Source organism: Candidatus Pantoea bituminis (assembly GCF_018842675.1).
GTDB classification, from domain to species: domain Bacteria; phylum Pseudomonadota; class Gammaproteobacteria; order Enterobacterales; family Enterobacteriaceae; genus Pantoea; species Pantoea phytostimulans.
Window position 1 is genome coordinate 2794508 of the sequence record NZ_JAGTWO010000004.1, and the last position, 21275, is coordinate 2815782.

The 21275-nt window shown below is 50.4% G+C and carries 21 protein-coding genes, 1 other RNA gene and 3 pseudogenes; 12 read left to right on the forward strand and 13 right to left on the reverse strand.

Features of this window, described 5'->3' with window-relative positions:
• Positions 1-150: 150 nt before the first annotated feature.
• The gene (gene apt, locus KQP84_RS17005) at positions 151-702 is read right to left on the reverse strand and encodes an adenine phosphoribosyltransferase (protein WP_215847412.1); all 552 of its coding nucleotides are present in this window, start codon (positions 700-702) and stop codon (positions 151-153) included.
• Between the two features lie 144 nt (positions 703-846).
• Positions 847-1236: a DUF454 family protein gene (locus KQP84_RS17010; protein WP_215847413.1), complete on the reverse strand. Its 390-nt coding sequence runs from the start codon at positions 1234-1236 to the stop codon at positions 847-849.
• Between the two features lie 57 nt (positions 1237-1293).
• Between KQP84_RS17010 and priC the strand changes: the two genes are divergently transcribed.
• Positions 1294-1824 (forward strand): primosomal replication protein PriC, encoded by a 531-nt coding sequence (gene priC / locus KQP84_RS17015; protein ID WP_215847414.1) that lies wholly within the window; start codon positions 1294-1296, stop codon positions 1822-1824.
• A gap of 91 nt (positions 1825-1915) precedes the next feature.
• Positions 1916-2071 (forward strand): pleiotropic regulatory protein RsmS, encoded by a 156-nt coding sequence (rsmS, locus tag KQP84_RS17020; RefSeq protein WP_215847415.1) that lies wholly within the window; start codon positions 1916-1918, stop codon positions 2069-2071.
• On the opposite strand, the gene acrR is transcribed toward rsmS, so the two are convergent.
• Positions 2068-2706, reverse strand: coding sequence for a multidrug efflux transporter transcriptional repressor AcrR (gene acrR, locus KQP84_RS17025; protein ID WP_215847416.1), 639 nt, complete (start codon positions 2704-2706; stop codon positions 2068-2070). The two genes, rsmS and acrR, sit on opposite strands and share 4 nt — an antisense overlap.
• Before the next feature lie 141 nt (positions 2707-2847).
• Here acrR and KQP84_RS17030 point away from each other — a divergent pair, with 141 nt between their 5' ends.
• The 4 genes from KQP84_RS17030 to ykgO all read left to right on the forward strand — a co-directional run bounded on the left by KQP84_RS17030 (position 2848) and on the right by ykgO (position 7795).
• Positions 2848-4050: an efflux RND transporter periplasmic adaptor subunit gene (locus KQP84_RS17030; RefSeq protein ID WP_215847417.1), complete on the forward strand. Its 1203-nt coding sequence runs from the start codon at positions 2848-2850 to the stop codon at positions 4048-4050.
• Between the two features lie 16 nt (positions 4051-4066).
• Complete coding sequence (locus KQP84_RS17035) at positions 4067-7222, forward strand: efflux RND transporter permease subunit (protein WP_215847418.1); 3156 nt, start codon at positions 4067-4069, stop codon at positions 7220-7222.
• A gap of 164 nt (positions 7223-7386) precedes the next feature.
• Entirely contained in the window at positions 7387-7641 is a 255-nt protein-coding gene (locus KQP84_RS17040) for a type B 50S ribosomal protein L31 (protein ID WP_215847419.1), read from the forward strand.
• Between the two features lie 13 nt (positions 7642-7654).
• Positions 7655-7795, forward strand: a complete 141-nt coding sequence (gene ykgO, locus KQP84_RS17045; protein WP_215847420.1) for a type B 50S ribosomal protein L36 — start codon at positions 7655-7657, stop codon at positions 7793-7795.
• A gap of 45 nt (positions 7796-7840) precedes the next feature.
• Here the strand turns inward: ykgO and KQP84_RS17050 are convergent, their stop codons facing one another.
• The 3 genes from KQP84_RS17050 to KQP84_RS17060 are packed head-to-tail and all read right to left on the reverse strand — an operon-like array spanning position 7841 to position 10238.
• Positions 7841-8719, reverse strand: coding sequence for a metal ABC transporter substrate-binding protein (locus tag KQP84_RS17050; protein ID WP_215847421.1), 879 nt, complete (start codon positions 8717-8719; stop codon positions 7841-7843).
• A gap of 14 nt (positions 8720-8733) precedes the next feature.
• Complete coding sequence (locus KQP84_RS17055; protein ID WP_215847422.1) at positions 8734-9573, reverse strand: metal ABC transporter permease; 840 nt, start codon at positions 9571-9573, stop codon at positions 8734-8736.
• On the reverse strand, positions 9570-10238 hold the full coding sequence (locus KQP84_RS17060; RefSeq protein ID WP_215847423.1) for a metal ABC transporter ATP-binding protein: 669 nt from the start codon (positions 10236-10238) through the stop codon (positions 9570-9572). The genes KQP84_RS17055 and KQP84_RS17060 overlap by 4 nt, the downstream gene beginning before the upstream one ends.
• A gap of 349 nt (positions 10239-10587) precedes the next feature.
• On the opposite strand from KQP84_RS17060, the gene KQP84_RS17065 reads away from it, so the two are divergent.
• The 3 genes and pseudogenes from KQP84_RS17065 to hha all read left to right on the forward strand — a co-directional run bounded on the left by KQP84_RS17065 (position 10588) and on the right by hha (position 11703).
• On the forward strand, positions 10588-10938 hold the full coding sequence (locus tag KQP84_RS17065; RefSeq protein WP_215847424.1) for a hypothetical protein: 351 nt from the start codon (positions 10588-10590) through the stop codon (positions 10936-10938).
• 148 nt (positions 10939-11086) lie between these two features.
• On the forward strand, positions 11087-11464 hold the full coding sequence (gene tomB, locus KQP84_RS17070; protein ID WP_215847425.1) for an Hha toxicity modulator TomB: 378 nt from the start codon (positions 11087-11089) through the stop codon (positions 11462-11464).
• A gap of 24 nt (positions 11465-11488) precedes the next feature.
• Positions 11489-11703: pseudogene (gene hha / locus KQP84_RS17075) on the forward strand (hemolysin expression-modulating protein Hha).
• Positions 11704-11861: 158 nt separating this feature from the next.
• On the opposite strand, the gene ffs reads toward hha, so the two are convergent.
• An RNA gene (gene ffs, locus KQP84_RS17080) (signal recognition particle sRNA small type) lies at positions 11862-11958 on the reverse strand.
• 173 nt (positions 11959-12131) lie between these two features.
• Here ffs and KQP84_RS17085 point away from each other — a divergent pair.
• Positions 12132-12443 carry an MGMT family protein gene (locus KQP84_RS17085; RefSeq protein ID WP_215847426.1) on the forward strand — a complete coding sequence of 104 codons (312 nt, stop codon included), beginning with the start codon at positions 12132-12134 and terminating at the stop codon, positions 12441-12443.
• A 40-nt stretch (positions 12444-12483) separates the two neighbouring features.
• Here the strand turns inward: KQP84_RS17085 and KQP84_RS17090 are convergent, their stop codons facing one another.
• Positions 12484-13041, reverse strand: coding sequence for a YbaY family lipoprotein (locus tag KQP84_RS17090; protein WP_215847427.1), 558 nt, complete (start codon positions 13039-13041; stop codon positions 12484-12486).
• A gap of 191 nt (positions 13042-13232) precedes the next feature.
• Between KQP84_RS17090 and tesB the strand changes: the two genes are divergently transcribed.
• Positions 13233-14096 carry an acyl-CoA thioesterase II gene (gene tesB, locus KQP84_RS17095; RefSeq protein WP_215847428.1) on the forward strand — a complete coding sequence of 288 codons (864 nt, stop codon included), beginning with the start codon at positions 13233-13235 and terminating at the stop codon, positions 14094-14096.
• A 66-nt stretch (positions 14097-14162) separates the two neighbouring features.
• On the opposite strand, the gene amtB is transcribed toward tesB, so the two are convergent.
• The 5 genes and pseudogenes from amtB to KQP84_RS17120 all read right to left on the reverse strand — a co-directional run bounded on the left by amtB (position 14163) and on the right by KQP84_RS17120 (position 20100).
• Positions 14163-15449 (reverse strand): ammonium transporter AmtB, encoded by a 1287-nt coding sequence (gene amtB, locus KQP84_RS17100; protein ID WP_215847429.1) that lies wholly within the window; start codon positions 15447-15449, stop codon positions 14163-14165.
• Between the two features lie 32 nt (positions 15450-15481).
• On the reverse strand, positions 15482-15820 hold the full coding sequence (gene glnK, locus KQP84_RS17105) for a P-II family nitrogen regulator (RefSeq protein WP_003850469.1): 339 nt from the start codon (positions 15818-15820) through the stop codon (positions 15482-15484).
• Between the two features lie 257 nt (positions 15821-16077).
• On the reverse strand, positions 16078-17853 hold the full coding sequence (locus tag KQP84_RS17110) for a SmdB family multidrug efflux ABC transporter permease/ATP-binding protein (protein WP_215847430.1): 1776 nt from the start codon (positions 17851-17853) through the stop codon (positions 16078-16080).
• Positions 17846-19614: pseudogene (locus tag KQP84_RS17115) on the reverse strand (SmdA family multidrug ABC transporter permease/ATP-binding protein). The gene KQP84_RS17110 and the pseudogene KQP84_RS17115 overlap by 8 nt, the downstream one beginning before the upstream one ends.
• Before the next feature lie 24 nt (positions 19615-19638).
• A complete protein-coding gene (locus KQP84_RS17120; protein WP_215847431.1) occupies positions 19639-20100 on the reverse strand; it encodes an Lrp/AsnC family transcriptional regulator in 462 nt (153 codons plus the stop codon).
• 116 nt (positions 20101-20216) lie between these two features.
• Here KQP84_RS17120 and KQP84_RS17125 point away from each other — a divergent pair.
• A pseudogene (locus KQP84_RS17125) lies at positions 20217-21250 on the forward strand (PLP-dependent cysteine synthase family protein).
• The last annotated feature ends 25 nt before the right edge of the window (positions 21251-21275 follow it).

Consider the following 21275-nt stretch of genomic DNA (forward strand, 5'->3'; position numbering starts at 1 on the left):
GACGAATTTGGATGGAAAGGTGAGCGCAGAGATCTGCAACTCCTGTATATCGTTGCAGTAGTCTAACAGCGAGAAATGCATCTGCCTATCACTGGTTATCTCAGTGAAGCATGTGAAGACCTCGCCTTGCGGCAAGGCCTGCAGAATCGTTTAGTGGCCGGGGAAGTTGACCAGACTGTAGCACTCTACGCCAAGCGCTTTTAGGCGGGTTTCGCCCGTTAAATCAAACAGATTAATGATGAAAGCGGCATCCGTAACTTCACCACCGGCACGACGAATCAATTTCACTGTCGCTTCAATGGTGCCGCCGGTTGCCAGTAGATCATCAACTACTAACACCACATCGCCCGGTTGGATAGCATCTTTGTGCAGCTCCAGTTGGTCGGTGCCGTATTCCAGCTCATAGGTTTCGCTGTAAGTTTCGCGCGGCAGTTTGCCCGGTTTACGCACGGGGACAAATCCCACGCCCAAACCTAACGCCACTGGCGCACCAAACAGAAAACCACGCGCTTCGGTTCCTACAACTTTAGTGATGCCTTTGTTGCGATAACGCTCGACCAGCAGCGCGATTGACGCCGCATAGGCTTTTGGATCTTCCAGCAAACTGGTGACGTCACGAAACAGGATGCCCGGTTTCGGGTAATCAGAAATGCTTTTGATGCTGTTTTTAATGTATTCAAGCTGCTGCGCAGTGTCGGTCATAATGTTACGCCTGGTAAAAAATTCTGTTTCGCGCAGCTTCTATAGCGCCAATACCTATTAAAAGGCTCAGCGGGAGAGTATTCACAAGGGAAAGCCACGCACGAAGACGCCCAAATCTAAGCAAATGGCCGGATAAATGCAACTTTATCGCGGTGTCTGCGGCGGATCCGCCGTTTCTGCCACCACCGGAATGCGCCACATAAATGCCACCAGTAATGCTAACATCACCAATAGCATGATACGTACCCACACGATTTTCACCAAAAAAATGGAAACGCTAAAGGTAAGAACAATCAGTAAGATAGCGCGACCTTTCGTGCCTGGCGGCATGGCACGATGTTGATCCCAGTGGCGAAGATAACGGCCAAAGGGTGAGCGCCACAGCAGCCAGTGATGAAAGCGGGGTGAAGAACGGGCAAAGCACCAAGCCGCCAAGAGCATAAATGGCGTGGTAGGTAATAAAGGTAATACAATACCCAATGTGCCCAGCACAATTGCCAGCCAGCCGAGGGTTAATAACACAATGCGTTGCATGAATGCCGCCCAAAAATTCCTGAGTTCGCACACGTTAGCACAATTGGCTGGCGGATTATGAGCCTCAGTTCCGTTCATCAGCGACTGCATCATTGCATTCTTAGCTTGCGTGAAGAGATTGCCCGCCATCCCGATGGACGCTGTCGTCAACCACGCTTCGACAGTCAACTCTTCCGTGCTAAAGGCACAAGACTGGCCGACTATCTGCAAGAAATTGAGCAAAATTTTCAGCGATTGTGTACAGAGGCAGAGGATCTGACTCGAAGTGCCTGGTTAGCTGAACGTTTGGTAGATCAAATCGCAGCCCTGCAACGAGAAGCGAGTACCCAGCAAATTCGCACCTGGCGCGAGCGACCGCAGCGGAATCTGCGAGAATCCAAATATCAGGAATATCGTGAGTATGAGCGACGATTGCAGGCCATGATCGATCAGCGCGAGCAGCGCATGGCGTTGGCTGAAACCCTGGCGGTACAGCAGCAGTTGAAAAAAGATTTGGAAATTCTTGAAGGCAGAATGGCGCGTTGTCGACAGGCTATCCGTTCTGTTGAATGGGCGTTATCGCTGCGTAGTGGCAGTGAAAGCGAATAAAACGTCACGGCAATGTCTGCTTCTATTATTAAGAGCGATACGCTGGCATAAGAGATGGGACAGTAACGAGGTCCCCTGTTAAGGAGAGATTATGTCTTTGGAAAGTGCCCCTGACGACGTCAAGCTGGCGGTGGATTTGATTCAACTTTTGGAAGAGCATCAGCTTCCAGTAGAAACGGTGCTCTCAGCATTGGCCATGGTACAACGCGATTTTGAAAGAAAACGCGACAACAGCCATTCTGATTAAACGTTAACGGTTAAGGTTGGGCTTAGCCGTAACATATCAATAAACGCTTCAACCAGTTGTGTGGCATCACCGGCTAAATCGAAGCTTTCCGGCGTAAATAACCAGCTTTCCATCATTCCATTAACGTAACCGCGCATAATAAGCGCAGCCTGACGCGTGTTAAGATGCGGCGACAGCTGTTCTGCTTCAATACACTGACGCAGAACGTCTTCTATTTTTTCGTAACACTCAAGCAGTAAACTCTGCTGAATGTTTTTCAGTGCCGCCATTTCACCGACGAATTCGCACTTATGGAATATGATCTCCATCAAGGCGCGGCGTTGTGGATCCTTTGCTGTTGCTTCAAAGATATAGACTAGCATCGCCCTTAAAACAGAAAGTGGATCGCCCGGGTATTTTGTCTGATACTCAAGTTCCACATCATCAAGCCCGGCGTCGCATCGCAACCAGATTTCATGCAAGACATCAGCTTTATTTTTGAAATGCCAGTAAATGGCACCGCGTGTGACATTAGCGGCTGCGGCGATATCTGCTAATGAGGTGGCAGAAACACCCTGTTGTGAAAACAGAATAATGGCGGCATCAAGAATTTGATGTCGAGTTTCAAGTGCTTGCGCTTTGGTTTTTCGTGCCATAGGTAACTTTTTTACAAACAGGCAAGTTTACATACATTTGTGAATGTATGTACCATAGCACGACCCGCGATCTGACGCAGCAATGGGTTTTTCGGTTTGTGATCCATTGATCATTTGATATCGAACTCTAGAGGTTTATTTATGAATAAAATCAGAGGATTATCGCCTCTGGCGGCCGTCCTGATGTTATCAGGCAGCTTTTTGTTAACAGGATGTGATGATGGTAAATCCCAACAAGCCGCCCAGCAACAACCTCCTGAAGTAGGTGTTGTCACGTTAAAAAACGAACCTTTAAAAATTTCTACCGAATTACCGGGCAGGACTTCCGCGTATCGCGTAGCTGAAGTTCGGCCTCAAGTTTCCGGTATTATTCTGAAGCGTAATTTTGTTGAAGGCAGTGATGTAAAAGCGGGTCAATCGCTTTATCAAATCGATCCTGCAACTTATCAGGCCGCTTATAACAGCGCCAAAGGCGATTTGTCTCAGGCTGAAGCTAATGCGCGCATTGCTCAGCTCACGGTGAAACGTTACAAACCTCTGCTGGGTACTAAGTACATCAGTCAGCAAGACTATGACACCGCGGTTGCTACTGCTGCGCAGAATGATGCTGCAGTTCAAGTGGCAAAAGCCAACGTCGAAACAGCGCGTATCAATCTCGCTTACACCAAAGTGACTTCGCCTATCAGCGGCCGTATCGGTAAATCTTCCGTTACGGAAGGTGCATTGGTGCAAAGCGCGCAAACTACCGCGCTGGCTACCGTGCAGCAGCTTGACCCGATGTATGTTGATGTCACGCAATCCAGCGACGATTTCCTGCGCCTACGTGGAGAACTGGAGTCAGGCAAGCTGAAACAGATTGACGGTAAAGCAAACGTCACCCTGTTGATGCAAGATGGCAGCAGCTTTTCTCAACCTGGCACACTGGAATTCTCTGACGTAACCGTCGACGAAACCACTGGCTCTATCACCTTGCGTGCGATTTTCCCAAATCCACAACATTCATTGTTGCCGGGCATGTTTGTACGTGCACGTTTGGATGAAGGAACCAACCCAGAAGCCTTGCTGGTACCGCAACAAGCGGTAACGCGTACGCCAACCGGTCAGGCGACAGTAATGGTGGTGGGCTCTGACAATAAAGTCGAATCACGTACCGTGAATGCCGCTCAGGCCATTGGCGACAAATGGTTGGTGACGGACGGTGTTAAATCGGGCGAACGTGTGATTACGACAGGTCTGCAACGTGCAAAACCGGGCGCACAGGTTACGCCACAAGAAGTCTCAGACGATGCTAAAGCTGCACCTGACTCGCAATCGCAGTCTCAGTCTGAAAAATCATCGTCATAACAGGAGCCGTTGATACATGGCTAAGTTCTTTATCGATCGACCCATCTTTGCGTGGGTCCTCGCCATCATCATCATGTTGGCGGGTGTGCTATCGATTCTCAAACTGCCGATAGAGCAATATCCCAATGTTGCGCCGCCGGCAATTGAGATTCAGGCCACCTACCCGGGTGCGGATGCGAAAACGCTGCAGGATTCGGTAACGCAGGTTATCGAGCAAAATATGAACGGCATTGACGGACTGATGTACATGTCCTCAAGCAGTGATTCATCCGGTACGCTGACGCTGACAATCTCTTTCCAGTCTGGAACTGACGCAGATATTGCCCAGGTTCAGGTGCAGAACAAACTGCAACTGGCAATGCCTCTGCTTCCGCAGGAAGTGCAGCAACAGGGGATTCAGGTTAAGAAATCCTCCAGCAGCTTCCTGATGGTGGCCGGTTTCATTAGTGATGACGACAGCATGACGCAGAATGATATTTCTGATTATGTTGCCTCCAACATTAAAGATCCGATCAGCCGTACCGCAGGTGTTGGTGATACGCAGGTGTTTGGTGCGCAGTACGCTATGCGTATCTGGATGGACCCGCATAAGCTGAATAACTATCAGCTGACGCCGGTTGATGTGATCAGCGCGTTGGATACACAGAATGCTCAGGTTGCAGCAGGTCAGTTAGGTGGAACGCCACCTGCGCCAGGCCAGCAACTTAACGCATCAATCATCGCGCAGACTCGCTTAACGTCTACCGATGAGTTCGGCAAAATCCTGCTGAAAGTGAATCCCGATGGCTCGCAGGTGCGTTTACGTGATGTGGCGAAAATTGAACTCGGCGGTGAAAACTACGAGATCATCGCACGTTACAACGGCAAACCCGCATCCGGTATCGGTATTAAACTGGCAACCGGTGCTAACGCACTGGATACCGCAGATGCGGTAAAACAAGAACTGGCGAAGCTGCAACCGTTCTTCCCTGCTGGCATGAAAGTGGTTTACCCGTACGACACCACACCATTCGTTAAAATTTCCATCTTTGAAGTGGTGAAAACCCTGATGGAAGCGATCGTACTGGTGTTCCTGGTCATGTATCTGTTCCTGCAAAACTTCCGCGCCACGTTGATCCCAACGATTGCGGTGCCGGTGGTGTTGCTGGGTACATTTGCCATTATCAGTGCGTTTGGTTATTCGATAAACACCCTGACGATGTTCGGGATGGTGCTCGCCATCGGCTTGCTGGTGGATGATGCCATCGTGGTGGTTGAGAACGTTGAGCGCGTGATGGCGGAAGAGGGATTACCGCCAAAAGAAGCGACCAAACGATCGATGGAGCAGATTCAAGGCGCGCTGGTGGGTATCGCGCTGGTACTGTCAGCGGTGTTCGTACCGATGGCGTTCTTTGGCGGTTCAACCGGCGTAATTTATCGTCAGTTCTCCATTACCATCGTATCGGCTATGGCCCTTTCGGTGCTGGTGGCGTTGATTCTGACGCCTGCGCTTTGTGCCACCATGCTGAAACCCATCAAAAAAGGGGACCACGGCAAAACCACTGGTTTCTTCGGTTGGTTTAACCGTCTGTTCGACAAGAGCACCAACCACTACGTTGACAGTGTGGGTCACATCGTTCGCAGCACCGGTCGCTATTTAGTGATTTACCTGGTGATTGTGGTTGGCATGGCTTTCCTGTTCTTACGTCTACCCTCCTCCTTCCTGCCGGAAGAAGATCAGGGCTTGCTGTTAGCTCAGGCATCGTTGCCTGCAGGTGCCACGCAAGAACGTACCCAGAAAGTGCTGGATCAGGTGACGGATTACTTCCTGACCAAAGAGAAAGACAGCGTTAACTCCGTATTTACCGTCAATGGCTTTGGTTTCGCCGGCCGTGGCCAGAATACCGGTATTGCGTTTGTCAGCCTCAAGCCTTGGGATGAACGTGGAAACAGTGATTTGAAAGTCCCTGCCATCGCCGGACGTGCGATGAAAGCGTTGGGTGCGATCAAAGATGCCATGGTAATTCCGTTTAACCTGCCCGCAATTATCGAATTGGGTAACGCTACCGGCTTCGACTTTGAACTGATCGATCAGGGCAACCTGGGTCACGATAAGTTAACCGAAGCGCGTAACCAGCTGTTTGGTATGATTGCACAGCACTCTGACACGCTGGTTGGTGTGCGTCCGAACGGGTTAGAAGATACACCGCAGTACAAACTGACCATCGATCAGGAAAAAGCACAGGCGTTGGGCGTGTCGTTGAGCGACATCAACACCACACTGGCTGCATCCTGGGGCGGTTCCTACGTCAATGACTTTATTGACCGTGGCCGCGTGAAGAAAGTGTATGTGATGGGTAAAGCTGATTCACGTATGCTGCCGGATGACATCAGCAAGTGGTACGTGCGCAACAGCAGCGGAACCATGGTGCCCTTCTCGGCCTTCTCATCGGCGAAGTGGCAATACGGTTCTCCGCGTCTGGAACGCTATAACGGTCTGCCTGCGATGGAAATCCTTGGTCAGCCTGCGCCAGGTAAAAGTTCTGGTGAAGCGATGAACCTGATGGAAGAGTTAGCGTCGAAGCTGCCAACCGGCATCGGCTATGACTGGACCGGCATGTCCTACCAGGAACGTTTGTCAGGAAACCAGGCACCGGCGCTGTATGCTATCTCGCTGATTGTGGTTTTCCTCTGTCTCGCCGCTTTGTATGAGAGCTGGTCGATTCCGTTCTCAGTCATGCTGGTGGTACCGCTCGGGGTGGTGGGTGCGCTGCTCTTCACTACGCTACGTGGCTTGAGTAATGACGTCTACTTTGTAGTGGGGTTACTGACAACCGTTGGCCTCTCGGCTAAGAACGCCATCTTGATCGTCGAATTCGCGAAGGATTTGATGGATAAAGAGGGCAAAGGCTTGATTGAATCGACGCTGGAAGCATCACGTATGCGTCTGCGTCCAATCCTGATGACCTCGCTTGCCTTTATCCTTGGCGTAATGCCTCTGGCGATCAGTACAGGCGCGGGTTCCGGCGCACAGAACGCAGTAGGTACAGGCGTAATGGGCGGCATGGTAACGGCTACCGCGCTGGCTATCTTCTTTGTTCCGGTATTCTTTGTCGTGGTGCGTCGCCGCTTCGGCAAGAACAAAGCCGAAATTGAAAAAGGCCATCCGGTCGAACATACCCAATCACACTAAGGTGTGATGCTAAAAGGCCGCGCAAGCGGCCTTTTTTATTGCCTGCGAAACCCGCCACTTTCCGTTCTCACACGCTTCGTTAATCGTATTTTTTCTTCGGTTGCATTGAGGCATCTGACGGCGCATAATATTGTTATATTATAACATTACATAAAGGTGAGTTTATGAAAGCCAATATTCATCCGCAATATCGTCAGGTGGTATTCCATGACACTTCAGCTGATGCCTGGTTCAAAATCGGTTCGACGATTAAAACCGATCGCACCGTGGAGTTTAGGGGCGAGACGCTGCCCTACGTGACGCTGGATGTCTCATCTGCCTCACATGTTCATTACACCGGTAAACAGAAAGATTTCACCAAAGAAGGCAGCACAGCACGCTTCAACCAGCGTTTCGGTCGCTTTCTGGGACGCCAATAACAGGAGATAAATCATGCAGGTATTGAGTTCGCTGCGTTCCGCTAAACATCGTCATAAAGATTGCAAAGTGGTGCGACGCAAAGGTCGTATTTATGTGATTTGTAAAACCAATCCGCGCTTTAAAGCGGTGCAGGGAAGAAAGAAAAAACACTAGGATGTGTCGTGATGATTGGCCGGGAATTCCCGGCCTTTTTTATGCTTAACGCATGCTGCCCAACATGGCATTAACGTTATGTTTAAAGGCGGTCTCATAAGTTGCAGCCGGACCAGATGCGGCAGAAAGCGCTTCGGGATAAAGTTCACCGCCAGGCTGTGCGCCGGTCGCGCTGGCAATTTGTTTCACCAGACGGGGATCGGTCTGATTCTCGATAAAGTAGCTGTTGATGTGCTGCTGTTTTAATTGATCAATCAAACTGCCGACATCGCTCGCGCTGGCTTCTGCTTCCGTTGAAAATCCAACCGGGGCCAGAAAATTAACGTCATAACGCTGTCCGAAATAGCCGAAGGCATCGTGGCTGGTTAATACCTTCCGTTTCTCTAACGGAATGGCCTGAAAAGCCTTTTTTGCCCAGCTATCGAGTTTTTTAAGCTGCTGAATATAATTTTCGCCACGCTGACGAATCGCAGCGGCATCATCAGGATCGGCTTTGATTAATGCATTCATCACATTCGTTGCGTAAATCACCCCATTTTGCATGCTGTTCCATGCATGCGGATCGGTAATACTTTTGCCCTCTTCCTCCATGCTACGCGTCGTTACACCGCGAGAAGCCACGACGGGCTGACCTTTATAGCCTGATGCTGTCACCAGGCGATCCATCCATCCTTCCAGCCCTAAACCACTGACGAAAACCACATCAGCTTTTGACAGCGCCAGGCTGTCTTGTGGTGTCGGCTCAAAAGTATGAGGATCGCCATCTGGCCCTACCAGACTTTTTACTTTTACCTGATCGCCGCCAACCTGCTTAACGATGTCAGCCAGCACAGTGAAACTGGCTACGGCATTTACAGTTTTAGCCATGGAAAATGGGCTGATCGCCATCACGCCGATCGCCAGGCTAACCGGTAACTTTTTCATAAAAACCTCTTAAATTAATGGCGGTGCAAAATGCCACCGCACGGCCCTGTCAAAATAGAAATGAAAAACAGCATGGCGGCACTCAGCACCACCGCCGGTCCAGCGGGCAGTGAAAAATGCCAGGAAAGAATCAATCCAATAAATGAAGCGATCACGGCTAACAGCATGGCAGTGGCGAGCATGGCAACCAGATGACGACTCCAGAAACGAGCACTTGCCGCGGGTAACATCATCAATCCTACCGACATCAAGGTGCCCAACACCTGAAAGCCAGCAACCAGGTTCAGCACCACCAACATCAGAAAAAGGCCATGCACCAGCGGCGCGCTCCATTTACCCTGTGCACGTAAAAAATCGGGGTCGAACGCGTCAATCACTAAAGGCCGGTAGATCAGCGCCAACATCAGCAAGGTAAAAGCAGCAATGCCACCGACCAGCAGCAATGCCGGGTTGTCTACCGCCAGCAGCGAACCAAACAGCACATGTAACAGATCGACGCTCGAGCCTCGCAGTGACACCAATGTCACCCCTAACGCCAGCGAACCAAGATAGAAACCGGCAAAACTGGCATCTTCTTTTAGCGGCGTGTAACGGCTGACTGCGCCTGATAGCAACGCCACGGCTAAGCCCGCGATCAAGCCACCAATGCCCATCGCGACTAATGAAAGTCCTGAGATCAAATAACCGATGGCTGCGCCCGGCAACACCGCATGTGATAACGCGTCACCAATCAAACTCATCCTTCGTAACGAAAGGAACACGCCGAGTGGCGTCGCGCTAACGGCTAAAGCGATGCAGGCAACCAGCGCACGGCGCATGAAACCAAATTCAAGAAAGGGTTGAAGCAGCGTCACGGTGCCACTCTCCGTAACGGCAGTGAATGTGTCGGCATTTGGCTATGGGAAGCGTCATCCATCGACAAAACATCTGTGAAATAACGTGCGACTAAGGGGCGATCGTGAAGAACCACCAGCAAGGTGGTACCCGCTTGCTGCTGCTGCTGCAGGATTGACATGAGCAAAGTAACCGTTTGGCTGTCGATACCATTAAAGGGCTCATCCAGCAGCCATAGACGACTGCGTTGTAACATCAGGCGAGCAAACAGAACGCGTTGTAATTGTCCACCTGACAAGGTCGCTGGCTGCGCATCGGCATAATCCATCATTTGTACCGCTTCAAGCGCCAGCCAAATCTCTTTACGCGAAGCACGAGTAATGCCGCCGAACCAACCACAGCGCGGCCAGCAGCCAATCGAAACCAACTCAAATACGGTTAGCGGGAAACGCGTTTCCAGCTCGGTACGTTGTGGCAGCCAACCCCTCTCTTTTCGCGGTAGCAATAGCTCGCATTGTCCTGATATGGGCGGCAGTAAACCGGCAATAGTTTTTAATAAGGTCGATTTTCCGCTGCCATTGGCACCCATTAATGCTGTCATGCTGCCTGCTAACAGCTGACCCGTGATCACGGGGGTAACGGCCTGACCCTGATAGCCTGCACGAAGCGATTTAAAAACAATCATTGATACATTCCCCACTCCATCGCACAGCTAAGCAGTGCAATCAGTGCCAACGCGATAAGCAATCGTCTGTTCAACGACAGCAGTAATCCACTGTGATTCATAATCGCACCTAAATGTTATAACATAACAATTATGATACGCGATTCTTTTGTCAGGGAAGTGTTCAAAATGTTTCAAAAGATAACGTAGCGGGCAATTTATTGAGGGCAGGAAATCATTAAATTAGATTATAATCAATAAGTTAAATAATAACCTATCTCAGCTATCGTTCGTCCGCTCAGTATCTCGCTTGCAAACTTCTTGCAGAACATTAATCATAGGTTTATCAATTGTAATTACAGACCCTGATATGCTGCATATTGAATGTGATATTGCACCTGGCGAAACAGATATCGCTAAAATAGAAACGATCATTCAGCGGAATATTCTCAAAATAGCGGAACCGCTAGCCGGAGATTTACAGTGGTATTCACACAATGCCCTGTTAGTTCCAGAGAGTTTTAAAATAAATTCAATAGAAGTTGTCGGGCCGAATAGATTTAAAATGCTTTACCATTTTGATTGGAATTTATTTAGTCCGTGTTTGGATCTAAATGAAACCATGACGCAAAAAGAGCAGGTAATGTTTCAAATCGTGCCCGGTGCGCTGGCGTTTGAGCTAATTGACAATACGCGTCCTTCTCCCGCCGACGAATTGTAATATTTAGTAATGGAGGTGAGCAAAACTAATGGTTTTACACTATATTTAAAGCACTCCGTTTATTAACAGCTCTATATAATCGCTTCCTGGCCGCTTTGCTTTATCACCCCGCATCGCGGTAACTGTGCTTGCTACGGAGGGGAAAAAGATGGACGAATACTCACCGAAACGGCATGATATTGCCCAGCTCAAATATCTGTGTGAGAGCCTGTTTGACGAAAGTATGGCAACGTTGACTGATAGCCATCATGGCTGGGTTAATGACCCCACTTCTGAAAGCAATTTACAACTCAATGATCTGATTGAGCATATCGCCTCTTTCACGATGAATTACAAAATTAAGCATGTTGAAGATGAAGCGCTGATTTCGCAAATCGATGAATATCTTGACGATACCTTTATGTTGTTCAGTAATTACGGTATCAATACGCAAGATCTCCAACGATGGCAACGTTCAGCTAAACGCTTATTTAATCTGTTCACTGAAGAGTGCGCTTTTCTCCAGCAACCAAGCCATTCGTTATAGTACTTACGTGAGAACGGTTTATTTATGAACAAAGCCCTAACTAAAACGGATTATTTGATGCGACTGCGTCGTTGTCGCTCAATCGATACCCTTGAAAGGGTCATTGAAAAAATAAGTACGAATTACCTGACAACGAACTAGCCGTATTTTACTCTGCAGCCGATCATCGTTTAGCTGAACTGACAATGAATAAGCTTTACGACAAAGTTCCCGTTTCGGTGTGGAAATTCGTACGTTAGTCCTTCACTGCTTTACGTCTTTTCCCTACAACGCATCTATCCAGACTTAATAATCTCGCCTGCCGGCAATGGATCGGCCTCAGGCGAGTTTCGCCTGTCTGCTTTTTTTGAGCATCGTTTTTTGAGTAGAAAGAGGGGAGGATAAAATTGGGTGGGGGCCCTGCCAGCTACATCCCGGCACACGCGTCACCTGCTGCGGCTGCTTCCTTCCGGACCTGACCGAGTTCACAAGCTAGCATTGCGGGAGAACCAACAGGGCCCCCATTGATAGCCCTCATTACGAGAGCGCAGGCATTATCGGGGAAGCCCTTGGCAATTGCAAGCGCAGACGGGATGACCGTTGCTTTCTTGAACAACAAGCACTTCCACGCATTCCCTCTCGTCTGTCATGCTAAAGTTGAAGCCATTTTTTGCGACAGGACAAGCAGATGGACCAACCCGACAGCTTTCAGCAACGTATCTGGCAAATTGTCGCCGCCATTCCAGCCGGTAAGGTCATCACTTACGGTGAAATTGCCCAACTTGCAGGTTCGCCCCGAGCGGCAAGACAAGTTGGCGGCGTGTTAAAGCGCCTGCCTGCAGGCAGCACTTTGCCCTGGCATAGGGTGGTTAACCGTCACGGCACAATTTCATTGCAAGGTGATGACCTGTTTCGGCAACGCGATGCGCTGGAAGCCGAAGGTATTGAGGTCAGCGATGAGGGAAAGATTGCGTTGGAAAAATATCGTTGGTGCTATTAATTAATAAATTTGGGGCGAACGGCGTCGCCCCAAAACAGCGTTACAGACTGGTTGGTGCGGGTACAGAAGAGGATGGCGTCACCTGCGTCGGGGAGGTTGATGGCACCGTTGTCGCTGCGCCCGGTTGGGTTGGCATTGCCATCTGTGGAACCGGAACCAACAACAGTTCCGCTTTGGTACCGCCCTGATTGATTACCGGTTTTACCGCATCCGTGATAAAGGCCATTTTGCCGTCAACAGTAATTGCTGCACTCAGCAAGATACGCGCGTTAGGCTGAATATCTGCTGGGTTGAAAGGCAGGATAAACTGGAAAGGTGCCTGTTTGCCTTCAGTACGTACTACGCGCTGTGACAACACCTTAGAGGGTGCATCTGCCATTGAAGCATCTGAAAGCGTAACGGTTAATACTGCATCCGGTGGCAACGCAATGCGTTGACGAATATAAACCGAACCGCTAACGTTTGGCTGGGTAATTGCCGCTTGCTGTCCTGCCACTGCGGAACCTAAAGTCGGCGTTGCAACCGGCTTACCTTTATCGGCACACCCTGCGACAGCCACCGCCAATGCTAATCCACTGAACACTTGCCAGAATTTCATTGATGTCGTCTCCATTTGATCAAAATGATTATCAGCAGCGAATCTGCAGTACAGCGCTTCACTCGCCGTATGTCCTTAATGTTGGCACAGAATTCGGAAATTTGCCTGGCTGGCACTCAGGCGAAAGTCTGATTGACGACAACTGGTCGGATCTTTCAAACTGAGCAGGTTACTTTTCTGAGGAAAGCGCGATGAGCCAGGCACTGCAAAATCTGCTGAATTTATTAAATTTGGAAAAACTCGAAGAGGGTTTATTCCGTGGTCAAAGCGAGGATCTCGGTTTGCGCCAGGTTTTTGGTGGTCAGGTTGTCGGGCAAGCGCTGTATGCCGCCAAACAAACGGTCCCTGAAGATCGCATCATTCATTCGTTTCATAGCTATTTTTTACGTCCCGGCGACAGTGCAAAAGCCATTATTTACGATGTCGAAACCTTACGGGATGGCAAAAGCTTCAGTGCTCGCCGCGTCAGTGCGGTGCAAAATGGTCATCCTATCTTCTATATGACCGCCTCGTTTCAGGCCCCAGAAAGTGGTTTCGAGCATCAGAATCAAATGCCTTCGGTACCCGGCCCAGATAATTTGCCCTCTGAGCAGATGATGGCGCAAAAGATGGCACATTTGCTGCCGGAAAAAGTCCGAGAAAAATTTATCGCTGAACGTCCATTGGAGATTCGCCCGGTTCAGATTCATAACCCGATCAAAGGCCATGTCGATGAGCCCGTTCGCCAGGTCTGGATCCGCGCTAATGGCGTTCTGCCCGATGATTTGCGCCTGCATCAATATGTTTTGGGATACGCTTCCGATTTAAATTTCTTGCCCGTTGCGCTTCAGCCGCACGGTAAAGGCTTTCTTGAAGCCGATATGCAAGTCGCTACCATTGATCATTCTATGTGGTTTCATCGCCCCTTCGATTTCAGCGAGTGGCTGCTTTACAGCGTGGTAAGCACCTCTGCGTCTGGCGCACGTGGTTTTGTGCGGGGTGAGTTTTATAATCAGCAAGGTGTACTGGTGGCATCAACAGTGCAGGAAGGGGTAATGCGTCAGCGAAATGAATAAAAAAGGGGCGATTGATCGCCCCTGATATTTTTTATTTTAGCGCACAGCTCTTTTTGAAGCGATTTCTTACTGGTTGTAAGCGTTTTCGCCGTGACTGTTGACGTCCAGACCTTCGCGTTCCTGCTCTTCTGGTACACGCAGACCCACAATCATGTCAGCCAGTTTGAAGCCGATGAATGCGGCCACGCCCGACCAAACAATGGTAACGCCAACGCTGAAGATCTGTACCCAAACCTGATGGCCCATGGTAACGCCCTCTGCGTAACCCACGCCACCCAGTGAAGAGGAAGCGAAAACACCAGTCAGAATACACCCTACGATGCCACACACGCCGTGCACACCAAACACATCACACGGGTCATCAACACGCAGCCATTTCTTCAAGGTTGTGACACCCCAAAGGCCAGCCAATCCACCCACCAGACCGATGATCAACGCACCACCGACACCGACATAGCCACACGCGGGGGTAATCGCAACCAGACCACCAATAAAGCCGGAACACGCACCCAGCAGAGAAGGTTTACCCCTAACTGCCCACTCGCCGAAGGTCCAGGACAAGACTGCGCCTGCCGTTGCTATAACAGTGTTCAGGAAGGCCAGCGCAGCGATTTCGTTAGCTGCTGAAGCTGAACCGGCGTTAAAGCCAAACCAGCCGACATAGAGAATCGCGGTACCCATGAAGACCATTGGCAGGTTATGCGGTTTAAACGCTTCTTTGCCAAAACCAGCACGTTTGCCGACCAGGTAAGCACCCACCAGACCCGCAACAGCGGCGTTGATGTGCACCACGGTACCGCCAGCAAAGTCCAGCGCGCCGTCCTGAGCCAGATAACCGCCGCCCCACACCATGTGAGCGATAGGCAGATACGCCAGCGTCAACCAAACCAGCACAAAAATCAGAACTGCAGAGAAGCGAATACGTTCAGCAATCGCACCGACAATGAGACCGACGGTGATACAGGCGAAAGAGGCCTGGAATGCAACGTGAATATACTGGTAGAAGCTGCCCATCACGGCGGTCAGCTGGATATTTTTCAGCATTGCCCACTCGAAACCACCGAAGAACGCATTGCCTTCGCTGAAGGCCAGCGAATAGCCATAAACCATCCACAACACGCAAACCAGAGAGAACGTTACGGCAACCTGAGTCAGCATCGACAGCACGTTTTTTGCACGGATTAATCCGCCGTAAAACAAGGCAATACCTGGAATTGACATAAACAGCACCAGTGCGGTGCAAATCATCATAAATGCGTTATCAGCCTTGTCCGCAACGGCAGGTGCAGCCATCGCGAGCGATGGTAACAGTGCCAGGCTGGTCAGGCCCAACTTAGTCAAAACTTTATTCATTTTATCCATCCCATCACATTACTGAGCTTAAATTACAGAGCTGCTTCGTCGGTCTCGCCGGTACGAATACGGATTACGCGCTGCAGTTCAGCCACGAAAATTTTACCGTCGCCAATTTTACCGGTGTAAGCCGCCTTGCTGATAACGTCCACAACTTCGTCAAGCTGATCGTCAGCAATGGCGATATCAATTTTCACTTTCGGCAGAAAGTTAACGCTGTATTCAGCGCCACGATAAAGTTCGGCATGCCCTTTCTGACGACCAAAACCTTTAACTTCGGAGACGGTCAGCCCCTGAATGCCAATAGAGGATAAAGCTTCACGCACATCCTCCAGCTTGAATGGTTTAATCACTACGGTAACCAGCTTCATAGGATCCCCTCCGGGTATTAAATAGGTGAGTCTCATGGACACGCAGAGATATAAGCAAAGCGTGTGCCACAAATATCGAAAGCGATTAATCAGTGAGTCAGGCGCGCTGGAGCTAGCTTTGTTTTGTGATGGATAACACAGAGAATAGTTTAAGCGGGGGAGTTAAGAGAAACGACTGCACTTCTTTGGTGCCTTCAGCCTCAAAGAAGTGCATTTATACAGATTAATCTGATAAAAGCGCGCAAAAAAGGTGCAGATCACCCTTCTGTTGTTAAGGGCATGCCCGAAGCAAGTTCATCCCCTGCTTGCTGTAACTGATACATTTGCCAATAGCGGCCTTGCTGCGCGAGCAGTTGCTGATGATTGCCACGCTCCACAACTTGTCCATGATGCAGAACTAAAATTGTATCGGCTTCGGTGATGGTTGAAAGGCGGTGAGCAATCACCACCAATGTGCTGTGCTGCCTTAAGGTGCGCAGCGTTTGCTGAATAGCCTGCTCAGTGCCAGAGTCGATATTGGCCGTGGCCTCATCAAGAATCAGGATTTGCGGTAATTCGACCAGCACCCGCGCCAGCGCCAACAACTGTTTTTGCCCAACAGAGAGATTATTGCCCTGCTCACCCAGCCGGGTGTGAATGCCTTCGGGCATGCTGCGGGCTAAGGGTGCCAGTTGGACTTGCTCAAGCACCTGCCAGACCGCCTCTTCACTGATATCGCGGCCTAAGCGTACGTTGGACAACAAGGTGTCCGCTAACACGACCGGATCTTGCTGCACCATCGCAATACCACGTCGCAGCACCGAATGTGTCAGTTCACTTATCGGGCGATCGTCGAGGCGAATCTCGCCGCGCGTCACCGGGTAATATCCCATTAATAAGTTGGCCAGCGTACTTTTCCCACTGCCGGTATGTCCCACCAATGCAACAAACCCGCGTGAAGGAACCTCAAGATTGATATTACTCAGCACATCGCGATTTTCGCGATAGGCAAAGCTCAGGTTGTTAAAGGTGATACGACCTGAAGCGAGGGGACGATCATCACTACCATATTGCTGTTGGGCGGCATCCATCAGCTCAAAAATGCGCTCACCCGATACTACCGCCTGCTGCAACATCGATTGTTGGGTGGTTAGTTCGATCAAGGGTTCGTTCAGGCGTCCCAAATAGGTAATAAAAGCGTAAAGTACGCCCACTTCAAATACGCCCGGCATGGAAAAGCTAAATAGCATCAACAAGCCACACAGCACCAAGGCCGAGAACAGGCTTAATAGAGGCCGCAGCAGGAATCCGTCCAGCCGCAGCGTTTCCATGCGCGCCAAATAGTGTGAACGGCTGGCCTCGCCCATGCGCTCACCAAAGCGCGCCTGCTGACGAAACTGCTGGATCACGCTCATGCCGCTGATCACTTCATTAAAACCGTTGTTGATTTCAGCCAGATAACTGCGCACCCGGCGTGCAATAGGCGTGCTGTAGCGCTGATAAATCAACATCACCACCAGCACCATCGGGAAAATCAACATCGCCACCAGCGCCATGCGCCAGTCAAGGCTAAACATCGCGACCATCATCGCGCCGACTAACGCTGCGCTGCGCAACACTGTTGCTACCACCGTAACGTAGAGATCTTTGATCACTTCGGTATCGTTAGTAACGCGTGAGATGATTTGCCCAACCGGCTGCGTATCAAACGCGCTCAGCGGCTGGCGCAGAGCCGCATTCATCACATCGCTGCGTAATCGCTGCACCACGCCTATCGCCGCGCGATTAAACAGCAGTGCCTGCCAGTAATGCAGCGCAGCAGCCAACAATTGCAGCAAAATGAAACTCACCACCAGCCCAGCCACCACTGCCCAAGGCATATGGTGTTTCGCCACTAATTTATCGATAAAGTAGCTGACCAGAACCGGGCCGGTGACTTCAGCGGCAGCGGCAATCCACAACATTGCGACGGCTATCGACAAGGACTTACGCCAGGGTTTACCGTAGCTCAGCAGGCGTTTCAGTGTTGGCCACAAGCGTTGTGACTTAGCCATGCGGCACTCCTTTTTCATTCTCGTCGTCGTCTAGCGCGGCTTCCAATTGCTGATAACGATACATATCGCGATACCAACCTGGCTCTGCCACCAGCGTATCGTGATTGCCACGTTGCGCGACCGTACCTTGCTGTAGCACCAGAATCTCGCTGGCTTCAGTTAACGCTGACAGACGATGTGCACTGATGATCAAGGTGCGATTCTTGCCCCAGATGCGCAGGTTATGCAGTATTTCATGTTCTGTACGGCCGTCCACCGCTGACAAGGCGTCATCAAGGATCAGGATTTCTGCATTCAGCAATAATGCACGAGCAATCGAAAGCCGCTGTTTCTGCCCACCCGATAACATCACGCCGCGCTCACCCACCTCTGTTTCATACCCTTGCGGTAAACGTAAGATGTCATCATGAACGCAGGCCATTTTGGCTGCTTGCTCAATCTCTTCCTGCGAAGCATTGGGTTTACCCAGCGCAATGTTACTCGCCACGCTATCTGAAAACAGGAATGGCGTTTGGCTCACCACGGCTAAGCGGCTACGCCAGCTATCAATGCGTAATTGCGGGAGCGGCAGATTGTGATAGCGGATATCGCCTTGTTGAATATCGAAGTGGCGCTGAATCAAGCTAAGCAGCGTACTTTTACCGCTGCCGGTTGGACCACATAAGCCCAACATTTCGCCGGGTTTCAGTTGGAAATGGAGATGACTTAATACCGGCCCGGAGCTGGCAGGATAGCGAAACTCACGGATCGCCGCCTGCAAAAGACCTGGCTCTGCAGGCAGTGTTTTTTCACCATCTTCTACCGCCGGCGCTTCCGACAACAGGACGCGAATTCGGCTCCAGGCTGCACTACCGCGCTCGACAATATTAAACATCCACGCCAGCGCCAACATGGGCCAAATCATCAGACCGAGATACATTACAAAACTGGTGAGCTGACCTAGCGTCATTTGATCGTGCCACACCAGCCAGCTGCCGCCGCCAATCGCCAGTAGATTGGAAAAGCCAATCGCGATGTAAATGGTGGGATCAAACCGTGCATCAACGCGGGCCACGCGCAGATTTTTTCACCTGTGTCGCGGGCAATGTCAGAAAATTGCTGCGACTGATGCTGCTCAAGACCAAAAGATTTGATCATGCGGATGCTGGTCAGGCTTTCTTGGGTCTGATCGTTGAGGCTGGAAAAAGCTGCCTGCGCCAGTTTAAAGCGTTGATGCAATTGGTTGCCGTAACGATGGATCACCAGCGCCATAATCGGCATGGGTATCAGTGACAGCAAGGTCAATTGCCAGCTGATTTGTGTGCTCATCACCACTAACACGACGCAACCCATCACCAGTGAATCGACCAGTGTTAACACGCCTTCACCGGCGGCGAAAACCACGCGATCCACATCATTTGTTGCGCGCGCAATTAAGTCGCCAGTACGATGGCGTAAATAAAAGGCGGGATGCTGGCGACTTAGCTGACGATAAAAATCTTCACGAAGCTCTACCGCGAGTTGATAAGAGGCGCCAAACAGCAGCACGCGCCAGACATAGCGCAACAGGTAAACCACTATCGCGGTTGCTAGCATGATGCCAATCCACATCATGATTTGGCCAGTGCTCATACTATGGTGCGTAACGCCATCCACAATAACGCCCACCACATGCGGCGGTAACAACTGCAGAATAGCAATAATGATCAATAAGATGACGGCGCCTACATAGCGTCGCCACTCACGTATAAAATACCAACTTAACTGGCTGAATAATCGCACAACGCTGCTCTCAATCTTTTGCCCTCAAGGGGCGACAGGTAAAGCCGTGGTGTATTTAATTTCTTCCATGGCGAAGCTGGAGGTCACATCAATCAAACCCGGAACGCCGTTAACTAAGCGCTTATAAAAGCCATCGTAACTCTTCATATCGGCAACCTGCACGCGCAGCAGGTAATCATATTCGCCCGCCATACGGTAAAAGGCCATCACCTCGGGCATACTTCGTACCACCGACACAAACGCCTGATACCAGTCGCTGCTGTGTTGCTGCGTCTTAACAAACATAAACGCCGTCAGCGATAAACCGAGTTTTTCACCGTCCAACAAGGCAACACGTGCGCGAATAATGCCATCTTCTTCCAGCTTTTTCAGGCGTTTCCAGCATGGCGTTGTGGTGAGATTAACCGCATCCGCCAGCGCCTGCAGCGATAACGTACAATCCTGCTGCAGCAGCGCCAGCATTTTTAAGTCTGTTTTATCTGGCATTTGGCTTTTCCGTAGAAATATTTTCTCTATTAACGTGATTTTAGCGGCAATATAGCAATCTCTTTTTCCCGTCAGTGCCTTAAAATAGCCGCCATTCACGCTGCCGGATGCTTAACATGCACACTTGCTGGACTCGCCACGCCATTAAAGAAATCAACGCAGATTTTCAACGATCCGCAGAAACCCATTTGATCCGCTTTGATCTGGCCGATTTCCCTGGCATCTGGTTTTACCTGAAAGATGAAAGTACCCATCCGAGCGGCAGCTTAAAACATCGCCTGGCGCGTTCGCTGTTTTTATATGGCCTGGCCAACGGCTGGATAAAGCAAAATACCCCGATCATTGAAGCCTCTTCCGGCAGTACCGCAGTATCTGAAGCCTATTTTGCGCGGCTGCTGGGTTTGCCGTTCATCGCCGTGATGCCCGCCAGCACCGCTAAACGTAAAATAGAGCAAATTACTTTTTATGGCGGGCAATGCCATTTTGTTGAGGATCCTTGCCAGCTTTATACGGAGTCGGAGCGGCTGGCGCGTGAAATGAACGGGCATTTTATGGATCAGTTCACCTATGCGGAGCGTGCAACTGACTGGCGCGGTAATAATAATATTGCCGAGAGCATTTTTCGTCAGATGACGCTTGAACCTTATCCTACCCCGCATACCTTGATTATGAGCGCAGGAACGGGCGGCACTTCTGCCACACTAGGGCGTTACATTCGCTATCAAGGCTTCGATACGCATTTATTAGTGGTCGATCCGCAACACTCTGTATTTTTTGATTACTGGCACAGCCGCGATACGCGTTTGCACAGTACACGTGGCAGCATGATTGAAGGCATTGGCCGGCCACGTGTAGAGCCCTCTTTATGCCAGATGTCATTGACGAGATTATGAAAGTACCGGATGGCGCGACCATTGCAGCGATGCTGAAGCTGGAAAAATTACTGGGACGCAAACCTGGCGCATCTACCGGCACCAATTTTTGGGGCATGATTCAAGTGGCAAAACGGATGCGTGAAAACAACGAAAAAGGCGCGTTAGTCACTCTGTTGTGTGATAGCGGCGAGCGTTACCTCGACAGCTATTATCAGCCGGAATGGGTAGCAAAAAATATCGGCGATATTCAACCCTGGCTGCGCGAGCTGGAATAAAAAACCGGACTTCCTGTCCGGTTCA

Bases quoted from the DNA above. Each gene is read 5' to 3' on its own strand.
- KQP84_RS17010 (WP_215847413.1), bottom strand. From the start codon at position 1,236: ATGCAACGCATTGTGTTATTAACCCTCGGCTGGCTGGCAATTGTGCTG.
- KQP84_RS17090 (WP_215847427.1), bottom strand. From the start codon at position 13,041: ATGAAATTCTGGCAAGTGTTCAGTGGATTAGCATTGGCGGTGGCTGTC.
- ykgO (WP_215847420.1), top strand. From the start codon at position 7,655: ATGCAGGTATTGAGTTCGCTGCGTTCCGCTAAACATCGTCATAAAGAT.
- KQP84_RS17060 (WP_215847423.1), bottom strand. From the start codon at position 10,238: ATGATTGTTTTTAAATCGCTTCGTGCAGGCTATCAGGGTCAGGCCGTT.
- acrR (WP_215847416.1), bottom strand. From the start codon at position 2,706: ATGGCACGAAAAACCAAAGCGCAAGCACTTGAAACTCGACATCAAATT.
- glnK (WP_003850469.1), bottom strand. From the start codon at position 15,820: ATGAAGCTGGTTACCGTAGTGATTAAACCATTCAAGCTGGAGGATGTG.
- KQP84_RS17050 (WP_215847421.1), bottom strand. From the start codon at position 8,719: ATGAAAAAGTTACCGGTTAGCCTGGCGATCGGCGTGATGGCGATCAGC.
- tesB (WP_215847428.1), top strand. From the start codon at position 13,233: ATGAGCCAGGCACTGCAAAATCTGCTGAATTTATTAAATTTGGAAAAA.
- KQP84_RS17110 (WP_215847430.1), bottom strand. From the start codon at position 17,853: ATGGCTAAGTCACAACGCTTGTGGCCAACACTGAAACGCCTGCTGAGC.
- KQP84_RS17065 (WP_215847424.1), top strand. From the start codon at position 10,588: ATGCTGCATATTGAATGTGATATTGCACCTGGCGAAACAGATATCGCT.
- KQP84_RS17035 (WP_215847418.1), top strand. From the start codon at position 4,067: ATGGCTAAGTTCTTTATCGATCGACCCATCTTTGCGTGGGTCCTCGCC.
- KQP84_RS17040 (WP_215847419.1), top strand. From the start codon at position 7,387: ATGAAAGCCAATATTCATCCGCAATATCGTCAGGTGGTATTCCATGAC.
- amtB (WP_215847429.1), bottom strand. From the start codon at position 15,449: ATGAATAAAGTTTTGACTAAGTTGGGCCTGACCAGCCTGGCACTGTTA.
- KQP84_RS17120 (WP_215847431.1), bottom strand. From the start codon at position 20,100: ATGCCAGATAAAACAGACTTAAAAATGCTGGCGCTGCTGCAGCAGGAT.
- KQP84_RS17085 (WP_215847426.1), top strand. From the start codon at position 12,132: ATGGACCAACCCGACAGCTTTCAGCAACGTATCTGGCAAATTGTCGCC.
- rsmS (WP_215847415.1), top strand. From the start codon at position 1,916: ATGTCTTTGGAAAGTGCCCCTGACGACGTCAAGCTGGCGGTGGATTTG.
- tomB (WP_215847425.1), top strand. From the start codon at position 11,087: ATGGACGAATACTCACCGAAACGGCATGATATTGCCCAGCTCAAATAT.
- apt (WP_215847412.1), bottom strand. From the start codon at position 702: ATGACCGACACTGCGCAGCAGCTTGAATACATTAAAAACAGCATCAAA.
- KQP84_RS17030 (WP_215847417.1), top strand. From the start codon at position 2,848: ATGAATAAAATCAGAGGATTATCGCCTCTGGCGGCCGTCCTGATGTTA.
- priC (WP_215847414.1), top strand. From the start codon at position 1,294: ATGAGCCTCAGTTCCGTTCATCAGCGACTGCATCATTGCATTCTTAGC.